This window comes from Candidatus Avedoeria danica (assembly GCA_016703025.1).
GTDB classification, from domain to species: domain Bacteria; phylum Chloroflexota; class Anaerolineae; order Epilineales; family Epilineaceae; genus Avedoeria; species Avedoeria danica.
In genome coordinates this window covers 1,489,272-1,513,865 of record JADJCV010000004.1, presented here as the reverse complement: position 1 = coordinate 1,513,865, position 24,594 = coordinate 1,489,272, and the positions used below count along the sequence as shown (strand labels likewise).

Here is a 24,594-nt window from a genome sequence, read left to right as displayed (position 1 = left end):
CATCCTGGGCGCACGGCGACAGGTGGTCCGTCCCCTGCGCCGCAGTTCCCGAGGCACCTCGCAGCCCTCATCGACAGGAGCCAGCAATGTCCAGCCTCGCCCTTGCTCGCCGATCGCGAACCGGCCGCGCCACCGCAGCGGTCGCAGCGTGCGTTGTCACCGCCGCGCTCCTCTTGCGGGCTGCGCCGAGCCGCGCGGACCGGTCATCACCATACGTCCGTATGCCCCGCACGGGGACCGACCCGGCATTGAGTCGCCCGCCTGGCGCCGAGAGGCGAACCGACGCCCAGCCGCAGGCGCCGCGCTCGCTCGCCCAACAGCCTGTGCCGGGTCCGATCGGCAGCCTCTTCGCCACGTCGCCGCTGGCGGTGATCACGACGACGGTCACGATCTCGAACAACCTGGACGCCCCGCATGTCGTCGGCGTCGCGGTCGACCCGGTGGGCGGCGACAATGCGTGGCCGGTTCGCAGCGGGCCCGGACGCCTGCTCCAGCCCGGAGCCAGCGCGCGGGTGCCCGTCACCGTTGAAGTGCCGATCGCGGCGGTGGACGGCATGCGCATGGCGGCCCGCCTGTATGTCCGGGCGGCGACGGAAACGGATGCGCCGGTGACGGTCGAGGAACGGACGCTGTATGCCTGGGCCGGCGGCGACATGACGCGCGTCACGCCCAACGCGGGTGCCACGTACGTCGGCTGCCGGGGCGATCTCGATTCCGACGGCCTCGTGCACCCGTACGAAGTCGACGTCGTCGCCTCGCGCTTCGCGGCGCGCCGCGGCGAGGGCGGGTACGACCCGACGCTCGACTTCGATCACGACGGCCGCATCGGCGCGGCCGACGTGCAGGCGGTCGCCGGGCGTGCCGGACGGCGCTGCGGACCGCTCGAGGCGGTCGACTCCGCGGCGCTGCGCGAGGCGGTCGCGATCGAACCGATCCGTGGGCACCTGGAGGCGCTGCAGGCCGCGGCGGACGCGAACGCCGGCAACCGTGCGGCCGGCACGGCCGGGTACGACGCCTCCGTGCGGTACATGGCGGCCGTGCTCGAGGACGCGGGCTATCGGGACGTGCGCAGCGCGTTCGAGCGCTTGCGTGCGGTCGAGCCGCTGCCGGCCGTCATCGAGGTGCATTCGCCCGATGCCGTCGCGCTGGTGCCAGGGATCGACTTCCGGCAGGCGGCCTTCTCGGGCGGCGGCGAGGTCACGGCCGACATCGTGCCCGTCGATGTCACGGTTCCCCCGGCTCCCGAGAGCAGCTCGACGAGCGGCTGCGAGCGCGAGGACTTCGACGGCTTCCCCCGCGGCGCCGTGGCGTTGATGCAGCGCGGCACGTGCAATGTCTCCCAAAAGGCCCTCAACGCGGTGTCACAAGGCGCCGTCGCGGCCTTCATCTTCAACGAGGGCCAGCCAGACCGCACCGATCCGTTTCCGATCACGCTCGGGCCGAGCGTGTTCGCGATCCCGGTCTTCGCGACGCGCTTCGGCGTTGGCGAGGCGATCGTGCGGCACGTGCGCTCCGGCACGACGGTGCGCGTCCACATCAAGGCGGAAGCGGCGGCGGCGATCGATCGCGAGGACAACATCGTCGCCGAATGGCCGTTCAGCGACGACGATTCCGTCGTCATGATCGGCGCTCACCTGGACAGTGTCCGGAGCGGACCGGGCATCAACGACAACGGTTCGGGCGCCGCGGCGGTCGTGGAGATCGCCCGACAAGTCGCCCGACTCGACCTACGGCCGCGGCACCGCCTGAAGTTTGCGCTCTGGGGCGCGGAAGAGGTTGGCGGATGGGGCGCACGGCGTTACCTCGAGCGCCTCTCGCCGACGGAGCACCACCGGATCATCGCGTACCTAAACTTCGACATGATCGGGTCCGTCAACCCGATGCGGGACGTCTACCCGGCCACGAACGCGCCCGATGGCAGCGACGAGCTCTCCGCGCTCTTCGGCCGCTGGTTCCAGAGCCGGGGAGTGCCGTACGAGGAGACGCCCATCGTCGGCTCTCTCGACTCCGACGCTTTCGATTGGGTGGGCATCCCGGCCAGCGGGCTGTTCACCGGTCACAACATGATGATGACGCCGGAGCAGGCCAGCCGCTACAAGGGCACGGCCGGCGCGCCGATGGACCCGTGCTATCACGCGCCGTGTGACACGATCACGAACATCAACCTGTCGATCCTGGACGAGATGGCCGACGCCGCCGCCCACGCGACGTGGTCGGCGGCGAATACCAAACTGCTTGCGCTCACGAGCCGTCGAGCGCTGCCGCTCCCTTCACAGCCGGGCCGCCAAGCGTTGGAGGCCGCGCAGCCATCGATCGACGCTCGTGTGAACGAACCGGCCGGCGCCCGGCCCATGGCGGGCATGCAGCCCTCGGCCTCCGTCGCCCAGCTGCCCGACGAGGTGATCGCAGTGGCCGTCGACACCGCCGGGATGGCCGCCTCCGAAGTGACGCTGTCCTATGACCCGTTGGCGCTCGCGATCATGCGCGTCGAGAGCGGCGACTTCGTGCCGCAGAACAGCCTCGTCCTCGGCCCCGTCCTCGCGCCCGGAGTGATCTCGTTCGGATCGGCTGGTGCCGATGTGAGCACGACCGGCACGGGGCGCATCGCCCACATCCGCTTCCGCAGGCTGCGCGGCTCGGGCCCGCCGGTCTTCCGCATCGATCACGGCGCGACCGGGACGTACGACGCCGCGGGGACCCGGCTCCCGGCACCGGCCACGGTCCGGCTGGCGGGCGCGGCCGTCACGGGGGTGTGGTTGCCGTGGGGAGGGATGGGGCGCTGATGGTTCGCAGGCGATCACCAATTCCGGCGACCGCGTCGTGGTTGGCGCATTGAGCGTCTGCGGACGATGATTGCGTCTTCCGGCCCGCGCGGTCGTGGTCCGGGACGGATGCCCCACGATGACCGCGCGCGCCAACCACTAAAGGGACGACTCCCATGCCGATCGCCATCCTATTTCACCCCGTTTCGCTGAACGCCGCAACATACGAACGGGCCCTCGCGCGGCTGGAGGCCGTCCTTGGCGGCCCCAATCCCGGCGGCCGCCGCTACCATGCCTGCTACGGCACGGGCGACAAGCTGTCCGTGTTCGAGGTCTGGGAATCGATGGCGCAGTTCGAGATGTTCGGCGCCGTGTTGATGCCGATTCTCCATGAGCTGGGTATCGACGTCGGGGAGCCGGACATCCAGCCGCTGCAGCAGGTGATCGTGTCCTAGGCCGGCGATCTAACCGAGATCGTAGTCACGGTCTGACCGGGACCAACGGCGCTTCTGTCGTTACGGCTGCGTCGCGTCGACGTGCGCCCGATAATCCCCCTCGAACTGCGCCAACGTGCTCCGCGGCGCGGACAACGCGAACTCACCCAGCGGGCAGAAGCACTTCGAGTCGATCTGGCGGACCACATCGCCCAGCAGCGGGATGTCGGCGGCCGTCGCCTCGCCGTTCACGACGCGGGTGAGGATCCGCTTCATCCAGAACGTCCCCTCGCGGCACGGCGAGCACTTGCCGCACGACTCGTGCTGGAAGAAGCGGACGGTCTTGTAGGCCACCCACGCCATGTCCGTCGTCTCGTCGAGGACGATGAAGCTGGCCGATCCGAGGATCGAGCCCGTGGCGGCGACGCTCTCCCAGTCGCAGTTCATGCCCATGGCGACGTCGGCCGACAGGACGGGCGCCGAGGCGCCGGCGGGCAGGAGGGCCTTCATCGCCCGCCCCTGCCAGACGCCGCCCGCCATCGCCAGCACTTCGGCGAACGGCGTGCCGAGCGGGACCTCGTAGTTGCCGGGGCGCGTCACGTGGCCCGAGACGCTGATGATCTTCGTGCCGGGGCTCTTCTCCGTGCCGATCGCCTTGTACCACTCCGCGCCGCGCTCGAGGATCTGCGGCACGTTCGCCAGCGTCTCGGTGTTGTTCACGACGGTCGGGCAGGCGTACAGGCCGGCAACCGCCGGGAACGGCGGCTTGAGGCGCGGCTGGCCGAGCTCGCCCTCGAGCGAGTTCAGCAGCGCCGTCTCTTCGCCGCAGATGTAGGCGCCGGCGCCGGGTGTGACGTGGACCTCGACGCCGTAGTCCGTGCCGTGCAGGTTCGGCCCGAGATGACCGGCCGCGCGCGCTTCGGCGATACAAGCCTTCAAGTGGGCCATCTCGTCCCAGAACTCGCCGCGGCTGTAGATGTAGACGTCGCGCGCCCCGATGGCGTACGCGGCGATCGCGGCGCCCTCGATGAACTGATGCGGATTCGAGAGCGTGATCTCGTGGTCCTTGAATGTCCCCGGCTCGCTCTCGTCGTTGTTCACGACGACATAACGCGGCTTGTCGATCCCGGCCGGCACGAACGACCACTTGAGCCCGGTCGGAAAGCCGGCCCCGCCGCGGCCGCGCAGCCCGCTCAGCTTCACGAGGTCGATCACCTCGGCCGGCGTCATCTGCGTGACGGCGCGCTTCAGTTGGGCATAGCCGCCGTTCGCGACGTAGACGTCGAGGCGATCCAGGTTGGGGATGGCGCGGTGGCGCAGGACGACGTGTTGCTCGGGCATGGCGGTCTGGCCTCTGAGGATCGCGCCGAGGCGCGAGTGGATTGCGAACATCGCGTGCCGGCCACCCCGGACGACGGTTCGATGACGGACGTGCGATCCTACGGCGTTCCGTGCGCCTCGTTCGCCTCGTGTGCCGCCGCGACGTCACGCACGCTGCCGAACCCAAACGGCGGCCCGATCGACCCGCCCGATGCGGCCCTTGCCCTCAGGTCAGCGACGATCGCGTCCAGTCGCTCGTCCGTCAGGTCATGAAAGTACGACAGGTTCACCTGCATCATCGGTGCCCGATCGCACGCCGCGAGGCACATCGCCTCCTCGACGGAGAACAGGCCGTCCGGGCTCGTCTCGCCGGCCTTGGCGACGCCGAACGCCCGGCAGACGCGCGGCAGGAACGCTTCCGCCCCGCGCAGCGCGCACGGCAGGTCCGTGCAATAGTGCACGACCATGCGGCCGTGCGGCTCTTCCTTGAACAACGAGTAGAAGCCGACGACGCCGCGCACCTGGGTGGGGTCCATCTCGAGGAGGTTCGCGACCTCCTCGATCGACTCGGTCGTGATCCGGCCGTACGCGGACTGGGCCAAGTACAGGAGGTCGAGCACGGCCGAGGCCTGCCTGCCGGCCGGGTACTTGGCGACCGCGGCCGCGATCTCGGCGGCGAAGGCGCGCTGGAGGCGGTCGGCGGGCGGCAGGGCGGGCGGCACAGCGAGCGACACGGCGGCGGGTTCGGGCATCGGACGGCTCCAAGACACGGCGCTGCGGCAACGCGGCGCGGCGGATGGCGCGATGATACCATCCAATCTGCTGTACAATAGCCGCGCCGGTACCCCACCCCGCGCCAGAACCGAAGTCGTGTTCCCGAGCGCCGGGCCAAGCCGCATGTTCAACCCCCGTTTGCGCGCCGTCATCCGCAAAGAGTTCATCCAGATCGTCCGCGACCCGCGGACGCTGGCTCTGACGTTCGCCATGCCCGTCGTCCAGCTCTTCCTGCTGGGCTACGCCGCCACCAACGACGTCCGGAACATCGACCTGGCCGTCGTCGACCGCGACCGGTCGGCGCAGTCGCGGGCGCTCGTGGCGTCGTACCAGGCGGCGGACTACTTCCGGGTGCGCTTCGACGCCGACTCCGAGGCCGAGCTGCGCGACCTCATCGACCGTGGGAAGGCGCGCGCCGGACTGATCATCCCCCCCGGCTACGGCCGCCGGATCGTCGCCGGCGAGACGGCCGCCGTGGCGTTCGTCATCGACGGCAGCGACCCGACGGTGGCGAGCACGGCGCTGGCCGCGGCGCGGCTCACCGGGCAGGCCGAGGCGACGGAGCTGACCGTCGAGCGCCTCGCCCGGCGCGGCGCCGCGGCGGCCTCGATGGCCGGTCCGGCGATCGACGTCCGCACCCAGGTCTGGTACAACCCCGACCTCGTCAGCGCCTACTACATGGTGCCGGCGCTCATCGGCCTGATCCTGCAGTTCCTCACGATCATCCTGACCGCCACCGCGATCGTCCGCGAGCGCGAGCGCGGGACGATCGAGCAGCTCATCGTCACGCCGATCCGCCCGTGGGAGCTCGTCGTCGGCAAGCTCACGCCGTACGTCGTCATCGCCTTCATCGACATGGTCGAGATCCTCGTCGCCGGCGTCCTGCTGTTCGGCGTGCCCATCAACGGCAGCCTGCCGCTCCTCCTCGTCCTCGCCGGCCTTTTCCTCGTCACGACGCTCGGCATCGGACTGTTCATCAGCACGATCAGCTCGACCCAGCAGGAAGCGACGATCACGGCGATCTTCTTCAACCTGCCGAGCATCTTCCTGTCCGGCTTCTTCTTCCCGCTGGCGGCGATGCCGCCCTTCCTCCAGCTCCTGAGCTACGCGATCCCGCTGCGCTACTTCCTCATCATCGTCCGCGGCATCGTCCTGAAGGGCGTCGGCGCCGCGGCGCTCTGGCCCGAGATCGCGGCGCTGACCGTCTTCGCCGTCGTCATCATGGGCGCGGCGGCGCTTCGGTTCCACAAGCGGCTCGACTGATCACGGATCACTCACCACCGACCACCCCTGCGAGGGCGGACACGACAAGTCGGATGGGACTTGGAGGCGATATGCAAACGAATGCGAAGACTGCCGTGGCGATCGTCGCGCTCGCCGTGGTCGCGGGCGCGGCGTGGTGGATGTTCGGGCGCGACGGCACGGGTGATGCGGCGGCACTCGAGGCGTCGGGCACGATCGAAGTGACGGAAGTCGACGTCGCGGCCGAGATCGGCGGCCGCGTCGTCGCGGTCGAAGTCGACGAGGGGGATGACGTGGCGGTCGGCGACGTCGTCGTGCGGTTGGACACGGCGCTCCTCGACGCCCAGCGCGCGCAGGCGCAGCTGGCGCTCGACATCGCCAGGGACGCGGCGCAGGCGATCGTGCCACCGCCTGCGCCGGCGGCGCGCCAGGTCGCCGCCGCAGCGGCGGCGCTCAACGTCCTCGACGTCCAGCTCGACAAGCTCACGCTCCGCGCCCCGATCACGGGCGTCGTCCTGGCCCGCGCGATCCAGCCGGGCGAGGTCGCCCTGCCCGGCGCGCCGCTCCTCGTCCTCGGCCGGACGGACGACCTGACGATCACGGTGTACGTCGCCGAGGACCGCTACGGCCGGATCGACCTCGGCGAGACCGCCGAGCTGCGCGTCGACGCGTTCCCGACCCAGACGTTCGACGCGCGCGTCGTCCACATCGACGAGACCGCGCAGTTCACGCCGCGCAACGTCCAGACCGCCGCCGGGCGGCGCACCACGGTGTACGGCGTCCGGCTCAGCGTGACCAACAAGCGCGACCGGCTGAAGCCCGGCATGCCGGCCGACGTGACGTTCGACGAAGACGAATGAGGGGCTGTTTGGACCGCCGGAGCGGAGGGCTGCCGTCGGCGGCCGGGTGCCCACCGGCCCCCCGATGATCGCCGCCCCGCCGCCCCCCCTCGTCGAGGCCGACGGCCTCCACAAGTCGTTCGGCGACACCGCGGCCGTCCGCGGCGTGAGCCTGACCGTCCGTCCCGGCGAAGCGTACGGCCTCGTCGGCGCGGACGGCGCCGGCAAGACGACGCTCATGCGTCTGCTGGTCGGCGCGCTCCGCGCGGACGCCGGCCATGCCCGCATCGCCGGGCACGACGTCGCCGCGGACACCGAGAACGCGCGAAGCCGGCTGGGCTATCTGGCCCAGCGCTTCAGCATGTACGGCGACCTGACGGTGGCCGAAAATGTGCGCTTCTTCGGCGCATCGCGCGGTGTGGCGGGTGACGTGCTGGCGCGCCGAAGCGCATACCTCCTCCATTTCGTCGGCCTCGCGGGCGTCGAGGACCGGCTGGCAGGGGTGCTCTCGGGGGGCATGAAGCAGAAGCTCGGCCTGGCGTGCGCGCTGCTCCACGAGCCGCGCGCCGTCCTGCTCGACGAGCCGACGGGCGGGCTCGACCCGCTGACGCGACAGGACTTCTGGCAGCTGATCTTCCGCCTGCTGGCCGACGGCGTGGCGGTCCTTGTCAGCACGCCGTACATGGACGAGGCCGTCCGCTGCACCCGGCTCGGCTTCCTGCACGAGGGCGCGATCCTGCGCGAGGGGACGCCGCGCGAGCTGACGGCGCCGCTGGACGGCCGCGTCCTCGAGCTCATGGCGACGCCGCGCCGGACGGTGCAGGCGGTCGTTGGGGCGGACCCCGACGTCGAGGACGTCGCGGCCTTCGGCGAGCGCTACCACATCCGGGTACGAGCGGCTGCCGGCCCGCTCGAGCGCCTGCCGCGCGCCCTCGCCGCAGCGGGCGCGACCTTGACCGCGCTGCGCCCGATCGCCCCGGCGCTCGAGGACGCGTTCATCGCGCTCCTGGCGGAAGGCAGGTCGGAGCGATGACGGCCGAACCGATCATCGTCGTCGACCACCTCGTCAAGCGGTTCGGCGAGTTCACGGCCGTCGACGGTGTCTCGTTCACGGTCCATCGCGGCGAGGTCGTCGGCTACCTCGGCCCGAACGGCTGCGGCAAGACGACGACGATCCGGATCCTCCTCGGGCTGCTGCGCCCGACCGCCGGTTCAGCGTCGGTTCTGGGTTTCGACGTCCACCGCGACGCCGAGCGGATCCGGCCGAACGTGGGCTACATGAGTCAGCGTTTCGCGCTTTACGAAGAGCTGACGGTGGCGGAGAACCTGGCGTTCTATGCGGGGTTGTACGGGCGGGAGCGGAACGCTGTGGCGGAACGGGAGCGGGTCGGCGTGGCGGAGCGGGTCGGCGTCGCCGATCGACTCGACGTGCGGGCCGGTGCGCTCTCCGGCGGCTGGCGGCAGCGGCTCGCGCTCGGCATCGCGCTCGTCCACAAGCCGCCGCTTCTCTTCCTGGACGAGCCGACGTCGGGCGTCGACCCCGAAGCGCGGCGCGCGTTCTGGGACATCATCTACGACCTGGCGGCGGAGGGCACGACGGTGTTCGTCAGCACACACTACATGGACGAGGCGGAGCACTGCTCCCGGCTCGGGATCATGAACGCGGGCCGGCTGCTGGCGTTCGACGCACCGCACGTCCTGAAAGCCGCCACCGTCGCCGGGCCGGCCTGGGACGTGATCGCCGCACCGCTTCTGCCTCTGCTCGACGCGCTCGGCCGAATCGACGGCGTGGCCAACGTCAGCCTGCTGGGTGACCATGCGCACGCGGTAACGACCCGCGGGACGCACGACGCGAACTCGCTGCGGGCGGCGCTCGTCGGCCTGGGCTTTCGCGATGCGGTCGTGCGTGCGGCGGAGGTGACGTTGGAGGATGTGTTCACGGCGTTGGCGGGGCGGGGGGTGGATTCGGGATCGTAGGGGCGCTGCTTGCTGCGCCCTTCGCCGGTCGACAAAACTGCACCGGCGGACCTTCGGCGGATTTCGGTTGACCACGGATCAGGGCGCTGCAAGCAGCGCCCCTACCGATCCACCTCGCCCATCACCGGATCCAAACTCGCCACCGCCGTCACCAGATCCGCCACCTGCCGCCCGAGGACCATCGTCTCCAGCGCCTGCAGGTTCACGAAGCTCGGCGAGCGCATGTGGACCCGCCACGGTTTGGCCGTGCCGTCGCTGACGACGTACATGCCCATCTCGCCCCGCGGCGCCTCGACGGCGGCGTATGCTTCGCCGGCCGGGGGCCGGAAGCCCTCCGTCCAGAGCTTGAAGTGGTGGATCACGGCCTCCATGCTGGTGGCCAGCTCGTGCTTGGGCGGTGGGGCCACCTTGCGGTCGGCGGTGACGTACGGGCCGTCGGGCAGCCGGTCCAACGCCTGGCGGGCGATCTTCACGCTCTCGCGCATCTCGGCGATCCGAAGGAGGTAGCGCGCGTACGCGTCGCCTTCCGTCCGCACCGGAACGTCGAACTCGTAGTCCTCGTAGCCGCAGTACGGATCGCACTTGCGCAGGTCGTACGCCACGCCGGTGGCGCGCAGGATGTGCGCGCCGGTGCCGAGGGCGAGCGCCTCTTCGGCCGAGATGACGGCCACGCCGACCGTCCGGTCCTTCCAGAAGACGTTGTTCGTCAGGAGCCGCTCGTAGTCGTCGATGGCCGCGGGCAGGCGGTCCAGGATGTCGGTGACGGCCGCTTCGAACTCGACCGGCAGGTCGGACGACAGGCCGCCGGGCCGGATGTAGATCGGGAACATCCGCGCCCCGCCGACGAGCTCCATGATGTCCAGGATCGCCTCGCGCTCACGGAACGTGTACATGACGGCGCTCGAGGCGCCGAGGTCGAGGCCGTGGATGCCGACGAACACCAAGTGGCTGGCGATCCGGTCCAGCTCGGCCAGGATCACGCGGATCACCGTCGCGCGCTCGGGTACGTCGACGCCGAGCAGCTTCTCGACGGCCAGGACGTAGGCCAAGCTGTTGTGGATCGGCGAAAGGTAGCCCATCCGCGGCGCGAGCGTCATCCCCTTGACGTACGTCTTGGCCTCGAACGTCTTCTCGATCCCGGTGTGCAGGAACCCGATGTCCGGATCGGCCGAGACGACGATCTCGCCGTCCAGCCGAATGACGACGCGCAGCACGCCGTGCGTGCTCGGGTGGTGCGGGCCGATGTTCAGGACCATCGGCTCGTCGACGACGGGGCGGGACGGCGGGGCGGGGCGCGATGTCGTCTGGGGCGCGGGGGGGGTGAGGAGGTCGGGTGGGGTCATGGTGGACGCTACTTCCTCGCGAACGGCTTCTTGGCGTAGATCTCCTCCTGGTTGAACGAGAACGCGATCTCCTCGTACACCAGCGGATGATCCTTGCGCAGCGGGAAGCCCTCGTAGTCCTCGGGCATGAGGATGCGGCGGAGGTCGGGGTGGCCGGCAAACTCGATGCCGAACAGGTCCCAGGTCTCGCGCTCGTGGAAGTTGGCGGTCGGGAAGAGCGGGACGAGCGAGTCGACGACGGTGTCGTCGGCGGGCACGGGCACCTTGATCCGCAGTGTACGCAGCGGGTCGTCGGGAGCGGGTGTCGCTTGCCCCGCCAGCATGCTCGCAGGCAGCGCGGCGAGGTGGGCAACGACGTGGTAGCGCGGCTCGACGGTGTGGTAGTCGACGGCAGTCACGTCGCGCAGGAGGTTGTACCCACGCTCGTCACGCAGGAAACGCACGGCGTCGCGGTAGGCCTCGCGGGCGATGAGGGCGGTGGGCTCGCCGAGGGGGGAGGCGGCGGCGAGGATGGCCTCGCCGAAACGCTCACGGAGGGCGTCGAGGTCGTCCTGTGCTGATTTCATCGACGACCGGCCGGTGTCTGCATCACGATCCCACCTGAATCCCCAACCCACCCTTCCGATCCCGCCAGCTGTCCATCCCCTCCGCCTGGATCTTCTCGTGCAGTTTCATGATCCCGTACATCAGCGCCTCCGGCCGCGGCGGGCAGCCGGCCACGTAGACGTCCACCGGGATCACCTCGTCCACGCCCTGCACGAGGGCGTAGTTGTTGAAGATGCCGCCGCAGCTGGCGCAGTCGCCCATGCTGATCACCCACTTGGGCTCCGGCATCTGGTCGTAGATCCGGCGGATGACCGGCGCCATCTTCCGCGAGAGCCGGCCGGCGACGATGATCAGGTCGGACTGCCGCGGCGAGGCGCGCATGAGCTCCATGCCGAAGCGGCTCATGTCGTTGCGGGCCATCTGGCTGTGCATCATCTCGATCGCGCAGCATGCGAGTCCGAACAATGCCGGCCAGACCGAGTTCGCGCGGGCCCAGTTCACGCCCTTGGCCAGCGTCGTCGTGACGAAGCCCATCTCGCCCGTCTTGCCGTCGGCCAGCTGGTCGGGGGTCAGGATGTCATCGGGGCTCAGGAACGTGGCGGACATCGATCACCTCGTCGCAGCGCTCGTCGACGACGAACGGGTCAGTCCCACTCCAGCGCCCCTTCGCGCCAGACGTACACATAGCCCACCAGCAGGATGCCCAGGAACACCGCCATCCCGCCCAGCGCCCCGAGGCCCTGCTTGGCGACGAGGTTGCGGAAGTCGGCCGCCCACGGGTAGAGGTAGATCACCTCTATATCGAACAGGATGAAGAGCGTCGCGATCAGGTAGTACCGCACCGGCACCCGCCGCTGCGCCCCGCCGATCGCCGTCATACCGCTCTCGTACGTCTGGTCCTTGACGGGCGACGGGTTGCGCGGACCGATGAAGTGCGCCAGACCCATGACGATCACGCCGAGGCCGACGGCGAAGGCGAGGAGGACGACGAGGGGGGCGTAGTCGGCTAGCATGGCGCGCCGTCAGCCGTCGAGTGGGCGGTGTGTCGCCTCAGACCCATCACCCCCCGCCCTGCTCCTTGGCCTTCTTGGCCGCCAGCATCCGCTCGCGCGCCTCCATCTTCAGCCGCTTCGCTTCCTCGGCCGCCGCCGCCGCTGCCGCTTCCGCCGCCGGATCGCCGCCGCCCGCCTCGGCTGCCGCCGCCGCCTTGGCTGCGTCGCGCGTGCGCTTCGCTTCTTCCTTGGCGCGCGTCTCCTCGACCTCGCGGGCGTAGTCCGTCGGGTGGATCGCGGCGTGGTAGGCCACGGGGTGGAGGAGTTCCTGCAGGTCGTAGACCCAGCTCTCGTGCCGCTCGTAGCTGCTGAGCTCGAACTCGTGGTCCATCTTGATCGCATCGAACGGGCAGTACTCGGCGCAGAAGCCGCAGCTCATGCAGATGCTGCTGTCGATGTAGAACTCCGTGCACACCGGACGCGGCTTGCCGTCGTCGCCCTTGCCCTGGACGATCCAGATGCACTGCGGCGGGCAGACCTTGGCGCAGATGCCGCACGCCGTGCACCGCACGCCATCGAACTGGGCGCGCTCGTGGCTTTGCTCCTCGTCGTAGAGCAGGAACGGGAGGTAGCGGAAGCGCTCCGGAACGGGCAGCTTCTCCTCGGGATACTGGATCGTCTGCATCCCGCCGGTGGCCGTCGGCATGCCGCCCGCCACGCCGGTCGGGGCGGGCAGGTCGCCCGCCGCGGACGGCTGCAGCTTGAAGCCGATCGTATACGTTTCGATCATGTGCCGGAAGGTGATGCCCATCCCCTTCAGCACGCCCATGCCGTAACCCATCGACCGCTCCTCAACTACCTGTCGACTTCACCCAACACAATATCGATCGACCCCAGGATCGCCACCACGTCGGCCACCTTGTAGCCCTTGCACATCTCGGCCAACGACGTCAGGTTCACGAAGCAGGGCGAGCGGACGTGGTAGCGGTACGGGTTGGCCTTGCCGTCGGAGACGCAGTAGTACCCAAGCTCGCCACGGGGATTCTCCACCCTTGCATAGTGCTCGCCGGCCGGCACACGCACCTGCCAGGCCTTCTTGCCGCCCAGGATCTCGCCGGCCGGCATCTGCGGCAGCGCCTGCCGCAGGATCTTCAAGCTCTCGCGCATCTCGCCGATCCGGACGGCGTAGCGCGCATAGACGTCACCCTCGTTGGCGGTGACGACGTTCCAGTCGAAACGGTCGTAGATCCCGTACGGGTCGGCCCGGCGGACGTCGTACGCCACGCCGGAGCCGCGGAGCACCGGCCCGGAAGTCGAGTACGCGATCGCCAACTCGGGCGTCAGCACGCCGACACCCTTCATCCGCTCCATGACGATCTCGTTGTTCGTCAGGTAGGCGTCGATCTCGTCGATCGCCCGCTCCATGCAGGCATGTTGCCCAGCCAGAGGTTTCGCTCGCCGATCTTCTCGTGGTTGCGGTGCATGTAGCCCATCACGGGCTCGAGATCGACGACGGTCTCGCCGTCCAGGACGAGGCGCATCTGGAACACGCCGTGCGTGCTCGGGTGCTGCGGCCCCATGTTCACGACGAGGCGGTCGCTGCCGAACGATGTGCCGCGCCGCAGCGCATCGATGTCGACGACGTACTGCCCTTCCTGCGGCTTCGGCCGACCGATCTCGGCGCCGGTGTAGGCAGGCGGGAACTTGGTGTTCGAGCCCCAGTCCGTCAGCTTGTCCTCGCCGAAGAAGAACTGCCCATCCGGCCAGCGGCTCGTGAGCGGCTTGTGCTCCTGCTCGAAGTAGGCCTCGCGCCAGTCCTTGCGCAGCGGCCAGCCGGCAAACCCCTCCCACATCAGGATCCGCTTCAGGTTCGGGTGGCCCGCAAAGCGGATCCCGAACATGTCGTAGACCTCGCGCTCCTGGAAATCGGAGCCGGGGTAGATCCCGAACAAGCTCGGGACGCGCGGGTTCGCGCGGTCCGTCGTCGTCTTCAGCACGACCGGCGAGCCGCCTGCCGAGCTGCAGAGGTGGTAGACGACCTCGAACCGGTCGAGCCAGTCAACGGCCGTGAGGTTCGCCAAGTAGTCGAGGCCGTGGTCATCCCGCAACGCGCGGACGACGTCGATCAGGTTCGACGGGCCGACGACGATCGCGCCGCCGTCATCGACGGTCACGCGCTCGCCCAGCTGCTTGTGCACCGCGGCCACGACATCGGTCGGCGCCAGCGGCGCCACGACGTCCGTTTGCATCGTCTTCGTGTGTTCCAAGGTTTGTTCCTCAGCCCTTCGACGCCACGCGCTCGCGCCAGATCGCCAGCCGCTCGGCCATGACCGCACTGATCCCACCCTCTGTGCCCGCCGCTGCGGCGCCGGCGCCCGCCTGCATCGCCGCGAGCTCCTCGGGCGAAAGCGCGCCGAGCTCGGCCGCGCGCGCCTGGATGTCGGGCAGCTGGCGCAGGTCGACGAGATCCGGTCCGAGGACCGGCACCGGCACCTCCGGCAGCGGATCGCGCCCATACCAGCTGACGTTCTTGATGCTCTGGCCGTCGATCTTCCGCTGCAGGGCGATCAGGCCGTGCAGCAGCGCCTGCGGCGTCGGGGGGCAGCCGGGCACGTACACGTCGACCGGGATGAACTGGTCGATCCCGCTGACGACGTTGTAGCCTTCCTTGAACGGTCCGCCGCCGGTCGCGCAGGCGCCCATCGACAGGCAGTAGCGCGGCTCGGGCATCTGGTTCCAGAGGCGGACGATCTGCGGGACCATCTTCTTCGTCACGGTGCCGCTGACGATCATCAGGTCGGCCTGCCGCGGGCTCGGACGGAAGAGCCCGGCGCCGAAGCGGTCGATGTCGAAGCGGCTGGCGGCGGTCGAGATCATCTCGATCGCGCAGCACGCGAGGCCGAACTGAAGGGGCCAGATCGAGGACCTGCGCCCCCAGTTGTAGACGCCGTCGACCATCTTGATCAGGCGATCGAACGTCGTCACCATGACGCTCTGCTCGATCTGGCCCTGGATGAACGCTTCGTCGTTCTCGAACCGCTGCACGTACGACGTCCACGACTCAAGGACGTCGGGATCGATCGTGGGGGTGACGAAGCGGGTCGGGGCCGATGCGCGGCTCGGCGCAAGAACGGGGGTCGGATCGTCTGCCATCGCGGTTCCTCGGCGGGAGCCTTGCGTCGCAAGGTACGGCGCGGGCGATTATACGGGGGGGGGAGGGGGTCAAAGGCCCGCAGGACGACGCGGCGCCTCAGGGCCGCACCGCACCAACACCCCGCAGCCGCGCCACCAGATCGGGCAGCACGTCCAGCACGGCGTCGATGTCCTCAACCGTCGTGCTTCGCCCGAGGCTGAAGCGCAGCGCCCCGGTCGCCAGCTCCGGCCCGACGCCCATCGCCGAGAGGACGTGCGACGGCTCGACCTTGCCGCTGGAGCACGCCGAGCCGCTCGAAGCGCAGATGCCGTGCATGTCGAGGCCGAGCAGGAGGACGTCCGCGCGGACGTCGGCGATGCAGAACGAGGCGTGGTTCGGCATGCGCTCCGTGCGGTGGCCGGTGAGCAGAATGGACGGATCGGCCGTCAGGGCGTCGATCAATCGGTCGCGCAGACCCGTCAGCCGCGGCACCGTCGCCGCCCGGTCGGCGGCCGCGCAGTCGAGGGCGACCGCCAGCCCGACCGCGCCGGCCACGTTCTCTGTCCCGGCCCGGCGGTGCCGCTCCTGTCCGCCGCCGGTCTGCGTCGGCTCGAGCGTCGTCCCGTCGCGGACGTAGAGGATGCCGACGCCCTTCGGGCCGTAGAACTTGTGGGCCGACAGGCTGAGCATGTCGACGTTCAGCGCATCCACATCGATGTCGAGCCACGCCCCGGCCTGTACGGCGTCCGTGTGGACGCGGATGCCCCGCGGCCGGAGCGCCGCGCCGACCTCGGCCACCGGCTGGAGCGTGCCGACTTCGTTGTTCGCGAGCATCAAGCTGACGAGGCACGTGTCGGACCGGACGGCGCCGAGCACTTCGTCGACCCGCACCCGCCCCGTCTCGTCGACGCCGACGACCGTGACGTCGAACCCCTCGTGCTCGAGGCAATGCGCCGTCGCCAGGACGGCCTCGTGCTCCACCGCGCTCGTGATCACGTGCCCGCCCGCGTTCCCGGCCGCCCGCCAGGCATGGGCGACGCCGCGGATCGCCAGGTTGTCGCTCTCCGAGCCGCCGGACGTGAAGACGATCTCGTATGGCTGGCTGCCGATCCGCTCCGCCACCGACGACCGCGCGCGTTCGAGCGCGCCGCGGGACTTGCGGGCGAGGCCGTACGCACCCGATGCGTTGCCGAAGCACGTCGTGAGGTACGGCATCATGGCCTCGATCACGTCCGGCGCAACGGGCGTCGTGGCCGAGTGGTCGAGGTAGATGAGGCGGTCGGTCTTCATCGCGGGGATTGTACGACGCGATCCGAGGGGGGTCCACAGCCGCGGGCCGCCCGGGAACGTCGCCGAGACGGCGCGCGCCGCTTCAAAGGCCCGACGCGTTCCGCCGGCTCACCGGTCGATGTCGATCGATCCGCTGAACGTGTCGCACCGCTCCATGGATCCCTCGTTCAAGCCGCGGGCAAACCACGACGCGCGCTGCTCGGACGTGCCGTGCGTAAAGGCGTCCGGCACGACATAGCCCTGCGCCTGCTTCTGGAGTCGGTCGTCGCCGATCGCCTCGGCGGCGTTCAGCGCCTCTTCGATGTCGCCTTCCTCCAACATGCCCATCATCTCCTGGCCGTTGCGCGCCCACATGCCGGCGAAGCAGTCGGCCTGCAGCTCGAGGCGGACGGAGAGCTCGTTGCCCTCGGCAGACGAGGATTGACGGCGCGCTGCCTCGACCTGGCCGGATGTGCCGAGCACGTTCTGGATGTGGTGGCCGACCTCGTGGGCGATGACGTACGCCTGAGCGAAGTCGCCCGGCGCACCGAAGCGCTCCTGCAGCATCTGATAGAAGCTCAGGTCGATGTACACCTTCTGGTCGGCCGGGCAGTAGAACGGTCCCATCGCCGCGCTGGCGTTGCCGCAGGCCGACGCCACCGCCTCCGTGAACAGGACGAGGTCCGGTGGCGGGTAGTCCGCGCCGCTCTCGGAGAACTCGGCTGACCAGACATCCTCGGTGCTGCCGAGCACGGCCGCGATGAAATCGCCCCGTTCTTGATCCTCGGCCGACAGGTTCGCCTCGGACACTGGCACCTGAGCGCCGCCCGTCTGCTCGATGACCTCGATGAGGTCCTGCGGGTCCGCGCCGGTGAGGAGGCTGAACGCCAAGACGATGAGCAGCCCGATGCCGCCAACGCTGCCGGCCACTGCCGGCCCGGATATCCGCCGCCGGTCCTCGACGTTCTCGCTGCGCCGCAGTTCACGCCACTTCATCGTCCGTCCGCTCCTCTTGCCACGAACCCATCTTCACTCTGCGGGGATGGTAGACGTCCGGCCCGGCGTGCGCAATCTTGTGCTCGCGCCCGCCTCCATCACCGCCAGCTGCTGCGCCAACGCCTCTATCGCCACGCGTTGCTTGCGATAGAGGTCGCTCTCGGACAACGCCAGGCGCTCGGCGATCTCGCGCACGGTGTGACCGCGAACGAACTTCAGTTCGAGGATGTTGTAGAGCAGCCACTGGCTGGCCGTCGGGCTCCGCTCGCCGTCGTCCGGCTTCAGCTGCTCGAGGGCCTGCTCGAGCACGGAACGGATCGCGCGGCCCGGGTTGCCGTCGTGCTCCGTCAGCGCCCGCCGCACGACGCCGAGGCCGAGGAGCGGGCTCTCGGACAGCTTCGGCCCGCCCCAGTAGTGGGCCAGCGCGTCCCGCACCCAGCCGGTGAACGCCGCGTCGCTCGCGGGCGTCGTCGCGTCCTCGGTCGCCGCGCCGTCCGGCAGCTCGGCCGTGCCGCCGGCCACCGGTTCGAGCGCGCCGCGCATGCGCTGCACGCCTTCGAGCTCGGGTTCGAGCGCGCGCAAGCTCGCCAGCACGCGCTGCTGGATGACACGCTCCTCGAGCGCCTCCTGCGCCGCCGCCACCAACGACGCGACCGTGGCCGCCTCGTCGGGCGCGAGCGTGCGGGCCGGGTCCTCGACGGCCAGCAGCCCGAGGAACGCGCCGCCGCCGCTGGCGCGCAGGGCGTAGATGCGGAAGTCCTGGTGCGTGCCGGCGTACCCGTCGGCATCCGCCCGCTGCGCCAGCTCGGGCAGGTCGATCCCCGCCAACAGCGCCAGCGTCCGCGCCCGCTCGCCCGTCCATGCGTCCACGACCGGCCGTCCCTCGCCGAGGCCGATGATGCAGCCCGTCGTGACGCGCAGCCGGTCGCAGAGGATGGCGATGATGTTCTCGAAGAGCTGTTCGAGGTCGTGCGCGGTCAGCAACCGCTCGTCGAGGCGGCGCAGCCACATCACGTCGGGACCCTCGCCCCCGAAGATGATGCGGTCGACGTACGGCTTGGCCGCGCGCACCATGAACTGATAGCCGACGATCCCGAGCACGACCGCCAAGCTGAGCACGGCGTCGCGCGGCAGCCCGAGGCTCAGCTCGAGCCGTCGCGGCACGGACTGCAGCATGAGGAGCGCGAACGCACCGAGCGCGGGGCCGTGAACGAGGTACTTCACGAAGTCGCGCCGCACCGCGCGTTCGGGCGTCAGCGTGCCGTTGAACGCGACGCCGTACGCCACGAGGACGAGCATCGCCGCCAGCGCCGCGTTGGCGGCGATGTTGACGGCGTGCCAGATGGCCGGGCTGGCCGCGATCGTCGCACCGCCGACCGCGAGATACGGGAAGACGGACAGCGGTGCGACGACGGCCACGAGCAGCGAGGCGTTGCGCCGCCGCGACCGGGGCGTCAACGCGCGCGCGCGGGCACGCCAGACGTGCCACGTCCCGCCCGCCGTCCAGAACGCGAAGCCGAGCGCGAACACGCCGAACAGCGGTCCGGGGGCAAGGCGCACCGCGCCGGCCGGCCCGAACGGCACCCCGACGATCTGCTGCGTGAACAGCGCGTCGGCCAGGGCAACGAGGCCCATCGCCCACGCCAGCAAGACATAGAACCCATTGCGCGCCGGCGCCCGCCCGGTCGTCGCCAGCAGCGCGCTGCCCATGTGGTAGAACGCCGGCGCCACGAGCGCGACGCCGATCCACTCGAAGTGCAACCAGAACCGCGTCGCCGGGTTCGCCGCATCCAGCCGCGCGGCGGCCAGGAACACGTCGCCGATGTAGACGATCGTCACGAGCGCCAGCACGCGCACGAAGGCGCGCGCGACCGGGTTGCGGACGTTGTAGACGAAGAGGTACGCCAGCAGGCTGAACGCGAAGAGGACCGTCGTGCTGGCGAGGACGAGGTTCAGGCGGCGGAGGATTTCGATGAGCAGCGGGCCCATGGCCATCACAACGCTATACGCCCAGCAGGCGGGCGAAGAGGTAGACGACCGGGGCGGCGAAGAGCAGGCTGTCGATCCGGTCCCAGACGCCGCCGTGGCCGGGGATCATGTTGGACGAATCCTTGGCGCCGAACTGGCGTTTGATGAACGAGTGGGAGAGGTCGCCGAGCGGGCCGGCGATGGATACCGCCGCGCCGAGCAGTGCGACCATCCCGACCCACTTTGCAAGCATTTCACCGGACATCCATGGCGATGCAGGTCCCGAACCGCCGAAGACGTAACTGTTGCTTTCGATCACGTAATAGACGACCACGAACCCGAGGCACGCGACGGCGATCGTGACGAACGTGCCGACGAGCAGTCCCTCCCACGTCTTTTTCGGGCTCAGCGCCGGCGCCATCGGGTGCTTGCCGAGCGCGCGGCCGCCGAAGTACGCAGCGCTGTCGTTCACCCACACGAGCACGAGCAGGCACAGCACCCAGAACGCGCTGTCGTCCATCGTGCGCAGGCGGATTACAAACGTGGCCATGCCGCCCACGTACAGCGGGACGGCAATCGCGATCGCCCATGCGGCCGCGGACCGCCGCTCGGGACGTCGCACAAGTTGATCCACGAAGGCGGCGACGACGAGCACGGCGAACAAGGCCAGCAGCGCGTCGCCGCTCAGATGCCACTCGGGACGACCCAACAGTTCGGCCGCGACCCACGACAGGGCCACGGTCCCGATCGCAACGAAGCCCGGAGACACGTCGATGCCCGCTTGCAACGCCAAGGTCCCGATCTCGCGTGCCGCGACACCGGCGACGAGGCTGACGCCGATCGTCCAAAGCCACGCCGGCGACCACATCACGGCAGCCAAAACGAGCGGCACCATCACCGCCGCGCTCGCGATCCGCTTGGCCAGGTTGCTCACGCGCTCCGACCCTCATCCACTTCGGCGCAACAGCCGGTCATCCCGCCTCGCCCACACCGACCGCCGCCCCCTCGCCCACCTCACCCCCCGCCTCGTCCAACCGCCCCCCGTACCGCCGCTCGCGCTGCGCGTAGCTGTCCAGCGCGCGCCTCAGTTCATCGCGCCCGAAGTCGGGCCAGAGCGTCGGCGTGGCGTAGATCTCGGCGTACGCGGCCTGCCAGAGCAGGAAGTTGGAAAGGCGCATCTCGCCGGAGGTGCGGATGATCAGGTCGGGGTCGGGCAGGCCGGCGGTCTCGAGATAGCGCTCGATCGTCGCCTCGTCGATCTCCTCGGGCGGCACGGCGTCGGCGACGATCCGGCGGACGGCGCGCACGATCTCGTGGCGGCTGCCGTAGTTGAAGGCGACGTTCAGGATCAGGCGGTCGTTCTTGGCCGTGCGCTCGATCGCGCGGGCGATCGCGCGGCGGAGGTTGTCCGGCACGTGGTCCAGCCAGCCGATGTGGCGGATCTGGACGCCGTTCTGATCCAGGGCGTCGAGCTGGCGCTCGATGACCTCCTCGAGCAGGAACATGAGGCCGCGCACCTCGTGCGGCGGGCGCTTCCAGTTCTCGGTCGAGAAGGCGTAGATCGTCAGGATCGGGACCTCGAACTCGACGCACGCCTCGATGACCCGTCGCAGCGCCTCCGTGCCGGCGCGGTGCCCCGCCAGGCGCGGCAGGCCGCGGCGGCGCGCCCAGCGGCCGTTGCCGTCCATGATGACGGCGATGTGCTGCGGACGCGCCGGCCGAGCCCTTTCGGGCGGCGCGGCATCGGCGGCGGGCTTCGCGGTGGCGGGCGGGCGGGCGGCCACGGGGGTCAGACTTCGCGCAGCTCGGTCGTCTTGCGTTCGCCCAGCTGATCGACGGTGTGCACGTGCTTGTCGGTCAGCTTCTGCAGGTCGTCTTTGGCGTCGTGCAGCGTGTCCTCGGAGATGTGATCCAGCTTGTCGAGCGCGTGCACCGCGTCGCGTCGGACGTTGCGGATGGCGACGCGCGCTTCCTCGGTGCGGCGCAGGACGAGCTTCGTCAGCTCGGCGCGCCGCTCCTCGCTCAGCGGCGGGACGCTGATCCGGACGATCTGTCCGTCGCTGGACGGGTTCAGCCCGGCATCCGAAGTCCGGATCGCCTTCTCGATCTTGGGCAGCGTCGACACGTCCCACGGCCGGATCGTGATCATGTTCGCTTCGGGCGTCCCGACGGTGGCGCACTGCGAGATCGGCGTCGGGGTGCCGTAGTAGTCGACGAGGATGCGGTCGACGAGGCCGGTCGAGGCGCGCCCGGAGCGGAAGCCGGCCAGATCGTGGTCCAGCGACGACACGGCGCCATCCATGCGCATCTCGGCGTCCATCAGGATCTCTTCGCTCGTCTCACCGTGCATCCGATCCTCCTGTTCGATGCGGGCCGAAGCCGCCCGTCGCTACGGCACCGCCAGCGCCGGCACCGCGCCCAACAACGGATTGTCGACGGCGTCGACGCGCGTGCCGACGGCCGCGCCGCGTACCGCATCCGTAATACCGGCCGCCGACCAGAGGTCGACGACGATGATCGGCATGTCGTTCTCCTGACACAGCGTGAAAGCCGTCAGGTCCATCACCCGCAGGTCCGCGTCGAGTGCTTGGCGGTAGGACAGGTGGTCGTACCGCACCGCCGTCGGATCCTTCGCTGGGTCGGCGGAGTAGATCCCGTCCACCTTGGTGGCCTTGATCAGGACGTCGCACTCGAGCTCCATCGCCCGCAGCGCCGCGGCGGTGTCCGTCGTGAAGTACGGGTTGCCGGTGCCGGCGCCGAGGACGACGATGTAGCCCTTCTCCATCTGATGGATCGCGCGGCGGCGGATGTAGGCCTCCGCCACCGCCGCCATCTCGATCGCCGTCTGGACGCGTACGGTCTGACCGAGGTGCTCGAGCGCGTTCTGGAGCGCAAGGCAGTTCATCACCGTGGCCAGCATGCCCATCTGGTCGGCCGTCGAGCGGTCGATCGAATGGGCGTGCGCGCCGCGCCAGATGTTGCCCGCGCCGAGCACGACCGCCACCTGGACGTCGAGGGCGGCGAGCTCGTTCACCTTGCCCGCCACGAACGCGACGGCATCGGGGTCGATCCCAAAGCCCGACGGGCCGGCCAGCGCCTCGCCCGAGAGCTTGAGGAGCACCCGGTGATAGCGCAGGCCGCCCTGCCCGATCGAGCGGTGATTCGCCGAACCCTCCGCCGCCGCACCCTCTGCCACTGCTTCCTCCGTGCCGTCGATGGCTGACGTCCGAACGTTACGCCGCCGCCGGGCTACGCCTGCTCGCCGAGCACGAAGCGGCTGAAGCGGCGGACGACGATGTTCTCACCGAGCTCGGCGATGGCGGCCATGACGATGTCCTGCACGGTCTGGCTGTCGTCCTTGATGAACGGCTGGCGCAGCAGTGCGGCCTCCGTGAACCACTTGTCGATCTTGCCCGCGACGATCTTGTCCTTGATCTCGGCCGGCTTGTTCTCGCCCTCGAGCTGCTTGAGGAGCGTGTAGCGCTCGTTTTCCAGCACCTCGGCCGGGATCTCCTCCGGCGAGACGAAGCTCGGGTTCGCCGCCGCGATCTGCAGCGCGATGCTGTGGCACAGCGCTTGGAACGTCGGCGTTCGGGCGACGAAGTCCGTCTCGCAGTTCACCTCGACGAGGACGCCGACGCGGCCCGGATCGCCGTGGATGTAGCTGTAGACCCGGCCCTCGGCCGCCTCGCGCATCGCCTTCTTGGCCGCCTTGGCCAAGCCCTGCTCACGCAGCTGCTGGATCGCCTTCTCGATGTCGCCGTCGTTCGCATCGAGGGCCTTCTTGGCATCCAGGATGCCGGCGCCGGTGCGCTCACGCAGCTGGCGGATCATGTCGGTGGTGACCATCGTATCTTTGCTCCTAGTCTGGCGTGCCGTGTCACGGCCGCCCGGCGTGCCGGACGGCCGTCCATCGTGAAATCGGGGGGTTCATCTGTCCAAACGACGACAACCGGCGGACGGCCGGACGGCTAGTCCTCGTCGTCGTCCTCGACCGCCTCGTCGTCGAACGGGTCGTACACCCGCTTCGTCGTGTCGACGTCGTCGCTCGGCCCGCCGTCTCCGGCGGTGCTCTCGCGCTCCGTCCGGCCCTCGATGATCGCGTCGGCGATCTTGTCCGTGATCAACTTGAGCGCGCGGATCGCGTCATCGTTGGAAGGGATGACGTAGGTGATCGGGTCCGGGTCGCAGTTCGTGTCGACGATCGCGGCGATCGGCACCTTGAGCTTGTTCGCCTCGCCGACGGCGAGGTGCTCGCGCCGGGTGTCGACCACATACATGATGTCGGGCAGGTCGTGCATGTGCTTGATGCCGCCGAGACGCTTGTTCAGCTTCTCGATCTTGCGCTCGATCGTCAGCTGCTCGCGCTTGGAGAGCATTGCGAACTCGCCCCGGTCGCGCCGGTTCTCGAGGTCGAGGAGCGTGCCGACCCGCGCGCGCATCGTCTGCCAGTTCGTCAGCATCCCGCCGAGCCAGCGGTCGATGACGTACGGCGAACCGCAGCGCTCGGCCGCTTCCTGCAGGCTGCTCGCCGCCTGCTTCTTCGTGCCGACGAACAGCACCGTGCCGCCCCTCGCCGCCACGGCGCGCACCGCATCGGTCGCCTCCGTCAGCTTCTCGACGGTCTGCGCGAGGTCGAGGATGTGGATCCCGTTGCGCTCGGTGAAGATGAACGGGCGCATCTTCGGGTTCCAGCGGCGGGTGTAGTGTCCGAAGTGGACACCCGCTTCAAGCAGCTCTTTCATCGTGGCCAGGCTCATCGGATTCGGTCCCTTTCGTTCGTCGTCCGCCGCCCAGGGCCGGCGCTCGGCCGGTCACGAAGGGTGGGTGGCGTGTGAGATGGTGCGCGGATGCGCTCGGCCGCGGACGCATCCGGCAGGCCGATCGGGCATTATACACAGTCGCCTTCGGTCGTGGTAGCGTTAGCGTGCGCCGATTCGCGTGCCTTGCGCCGCCGGCCGGGGTCAGCAACCGGCAGCGGCACTGCGATCCACCCGTG

General features: G+C 69.7%; 23 protein-coding genes and 2 pseudogenes. 6 read left to right on the top strand and 19 right to left on the bottom strand.

The genetic code is table 11. The features are described 5' to 3' along the window. Positions 1-221: 221 nt before the first annotated feature. The gene (locus IPG72_09480) at positions 222-2,783 is read left to right on the top strand and encodes a M20/M25/M40 family metallo-hydrolase (GenBank protein MBK6769217.1); all 2,562 of its coding nucleotides are present in this window, start codon (positions 222-224) and stop codon (positions 2,781-2,783) included. 155 nt (positions 2,784-2,938) lie between these two features. Beyond that, complete coding sequence (locus tag IPG72_09475; protein MBK6769216.1) at positions 2,939-3,217, top strand: hypothetical protein; 279 nt, start codon at positions 2,939-2,941, stop codon at positions 3,215-3,217. Between the two features lie 60 nt (positions 3,218-3,277). Here IPG72_09475 and nuoF read toward each other — a convergent pair whose 3' ends face one another. Further along, on the bottom strand, positions 3,278-4,537 hold the full coding sequence (gene nuoF / locus IPG72_09470; protein MBK6769215.1) for an NADH-quinone oxidoreductase subunit NuoF: 1,260 nt from the start codon (positions 4,535-4,537) through the stop codon (positions 3,278-3,280). 98 nt (positions 4,538-4,635) lie between these two features. Then, positions 4,636-5,268 (bottom strand): NAD(P)H-dependent oxidoreductase subunit E, encoded by a 633-nt coding sequence (locus IPG72_09465; protein ID MBK6769214.1) that lies wholly within the window; start codon positions 5,266-5,268, stop codon positions 4,636-4,638. Positions 5,269-5,413: 145 nt separating this feature from the next. On the opposite strand from IPG72_09465, the gene IPG72_09460 reads away from it, so the two are divergent. The 4 genes from IPG72_09460 to IPG72_09445 all read left to right on the top strand — a co-directional run bounded on the left by IPG72_09460 (position 5,414) and on the right by IPG72_09445 (position 9,348). Beyond that, positions 5,414-6,553 (top strand): ABC transporter permease, encoded by a 1,140-nt coding sequence (locus IPG72_09460; protein ID MBK6769213.1) that lies wholly within the window; start codon positions 5,414-5,416, stop codon positions 6,551-6,553. 71 nt (positions 6,554-6,624) lie between these two features. Then, complete coding sequence (locus tag IPG72_09455) at positions 6,625-7,392, top strand: efflux RND transporter periplasmic adaptor subunit (GenBank protein ID MBK6769212.1); 768 nt, start codon at positions 6,625-6,627, stop codon at positions 7,390-7,392. Between the two features lie 46 nt (positions 7,393-7,438). Beyond that, the gene (locus tag IPG72_09450) at positions 7,439-8,404 is read left to right on the top strand and encodes an ABC transporter ATP-binding protein (GenBank protein MBK6769211.1); all 966 of its coding nucleotides are present in this window, start codon (positions 7,439-7,441) and stop codon (positions 8,402-8,404) included. Continuing rightward, a complete protein-coding gene (locus IPG72_09445; GenBank protein ID MBK6769210.1) occupies positions 8,401-9,348 on the top strand; it encodes an ABC transporter ATP-binding protein in 948 nt (315 codons plus the stop codon). Before IPG72_09450 ends, IPG72_09445 begins: the two co-directional genes overlap by 4 nt. Positions 9,349-9,449: 101 nt before the next feature. Here IPG72_09445 and IPG72_09440 read toward each other — a convergent pair whose 3' ends face one another. The 17 genes and pseudogenes from IPG72_09440 to rpsB all read right to left on the bottom strand — a co-directional run bounded on the left by IPG72_09440 (position 9,450) and on the right by rpsB (position 24,355). Continuing rightward, the gene (locus IPG72_09440) at positions 9,450-10,691 is read right to left on the bottom strand and encodes an NADH-quinone oxidoreductase subunit D (GenBank protein ID MBK6769209.1); all 1,242 of its coding nucleotides are present in this window, start codon (positions 10,689-10,691) and stop codon (positions 9,450-9,452) included. Between the two features lie 8 nt (positions 10,692-10,699). After that, on the bottom strand, positions 10,700-11,257 hold the full coding sequence (locus IPG72_09435; GenBank protein ID MBK6769208.1) for an NADH-quinone oxidoreductase subunit C: 558 nt from the start codon (positions 11,255-11,257) through the stop codon (positions 10,700-10,702). A 22-nt stretch (positions 11,258-11,279) separates the two neighbouring features. After that, the gene (locus tag IPG72_09430; GenBank protein ID MBK6769207.1) at positions 11,280-11,843 is read right to left on the bottom strand and encodes an NADH-quinone oxidoreductase subunit B; all 564 of its coding nucleotides are present in this window, start codon (positions 11,841-11,843) and stop codon (positions 11,280-11,282) included. Between the two features lie 38 nt (positions 11,844-11,881). Then, the gene (ndhC, locus tag IPG72_09425) at positions 11,882-12,250 is read right to left on the bottom strand and encodes an NADH-quinone oxidoreductase subunit A (GenBank protein ID MBK6769206.1); all 369 of its coding nucleotides are present in this window, start codon (positions 12,248-12,250) and stop codon (positions 11,882-11,884) included. Between the two features lie 46 nt (positions 12,251-12,296). Beyond that, positions 12,297-13,070 carry a 4Fe-4S binding protein gene (locus tag IPG72_09420; GenBank protein ID MBK6769205.1) on the bottom strand — a complete coding sequence of 258 codons (774 nt, stop codon included), beginning with the start codon at positions 13,068-13,070 and terminating at the stop codon, positions 12,297-12,299. A gap of 14 nt (positions 13,071-13,084) precedes the next feature. Next, positions 13,085-13,809 (bottom strand): annotated as a pseudogene (locus IPG72_09415) (hypothetical protein). 228 nt (positions 13,810-14,037) lie between these two features. Continuing rightward, positions 14,038-14,478: pseudogene (locus IPG72_09410) on the bottom strand (NADH-quinone oxidoreductase subunit C). 28 nt (positions 14,479-14,506) lie between these two features. After that, positions 14,507-15,217, bottom strand: coding sequence for an NADH-quinone oxidoreductase subunit NuoB (nuoB, locus tag IPG72_09405; protein ID MBK6769204.1), 711 nt, complete (start codon positions 15,215-15,217; stop codon positions 14,507-14,509). 262 nt (positions 15,218-15,479) lie between these two features. Further along, on the bottom strand, positions 15,480-16,652 hold the full coding sequence (locus IPG72_09400; protein ID MBK6769203.1) for a cysteine desulfurase: 1,173 nt from the start codon (positions 16,650-16,652) through the stop codon (positions 15,480-15,482). Positions 16,653-16,760: 108 nt separating this feature from the next. Next, a complete protein-coding gene (locus tag IPG72_09395; GenBank protein ID MBK6769202.1) occupies positions 16,761-17,627 on the bottom strand; it encodes a zinc metallopeptidase in 867 nt (288 codons plus the stop codon). Positions 17,628-17,660: 33 nt separating this feature from the next. Then, the gene (locus tag IPG72_09390; protein ID MBK6769201.1) at positions 17,661-19,622 is read right to left on the bottom strand and encodes a hypothetical protein; all 1,962 of its coding nucleotides are present in this window, start codon (positions 19,620-19,622) and stop codon (positions 17,661-17,663) included. A 7-nt stretch (positions 19,623-19,629) separates the two neighbouring features. After that, positions 19,630-20,529: a phosphatidate cytidylyltransferase gene (locus IPG72_09385; protein ID MBK6769200.1), complete on the bottom strand. Its 900-nt coding sequence runs from the start codon at positions 20,527-20,529 to the stop codon at positions 19,630-19,632. A gap of 37 nt (positions 20,530-20,566) precedes the next feature. After that, positions 20,567-21,283 carry a di-trans,poly-cis-decaprenylcistransferase gene (uppS, locus tag IPG72_09380; GenBank protein MBK6769199.1) on the bottom strand — a complete coding sequence of 239 codons (717 nt, stop codon included), beginning with the start codon at positions 21,281-21,283 and terminating at the stop codon, positions 20,567-20,569. A 101-nt stretch (positions 21,284-21,384) separates the two neighbouring features. Then, positions 21,385-21,945 carry a ribosome recycling factor gene (gene frr, locus IPG72_09375; GenBank protein ID MBK6769198.1) on the bottom strand — a complete coding sequence of 187 codons (561 nt, stop codon included), beginning with the start codon at positions 21,943-21,945 and terminating at the stop codon, positions 21,385-21,387. Positions 21,946-21,984: 39 nt separating this feature from the next. Continuing rightward, entirely contained in the window at positions 21,985-22,746 is a 762-nt protein-coding gene (locus IPG72_09370) for a UMP kinase (GenBank protein ID MBK6769197.1), read from the bottom strand. Between the two features lie 98 nt (positions 22,747-22,844). Further along, complete coding sequence (tsf, locus tag IPG72_09365) at positions 22,845-23,444, bottom strand: translation elongation factor Ts (GenBank protein ID MBK6769196.1); 600 nt, start codon at positions 23,442-23,444, stop codon at positions 22,845-22,847. A gap of 122 nt (positions 23,445-23,566) precedes the next feature. Further along, complete coding sequence (gene rpsB / locus IPG72_09360) at positions 23,567-24,355, bottom strand: 30S ribosomal protein S2 (protein MBK6769195.1); 789 nt, start codon at positions 24,353-24,355, stop codon at positions 23,567-23,569. Positions 24,356-24,594: the final 239 nt, after the last annotated feature.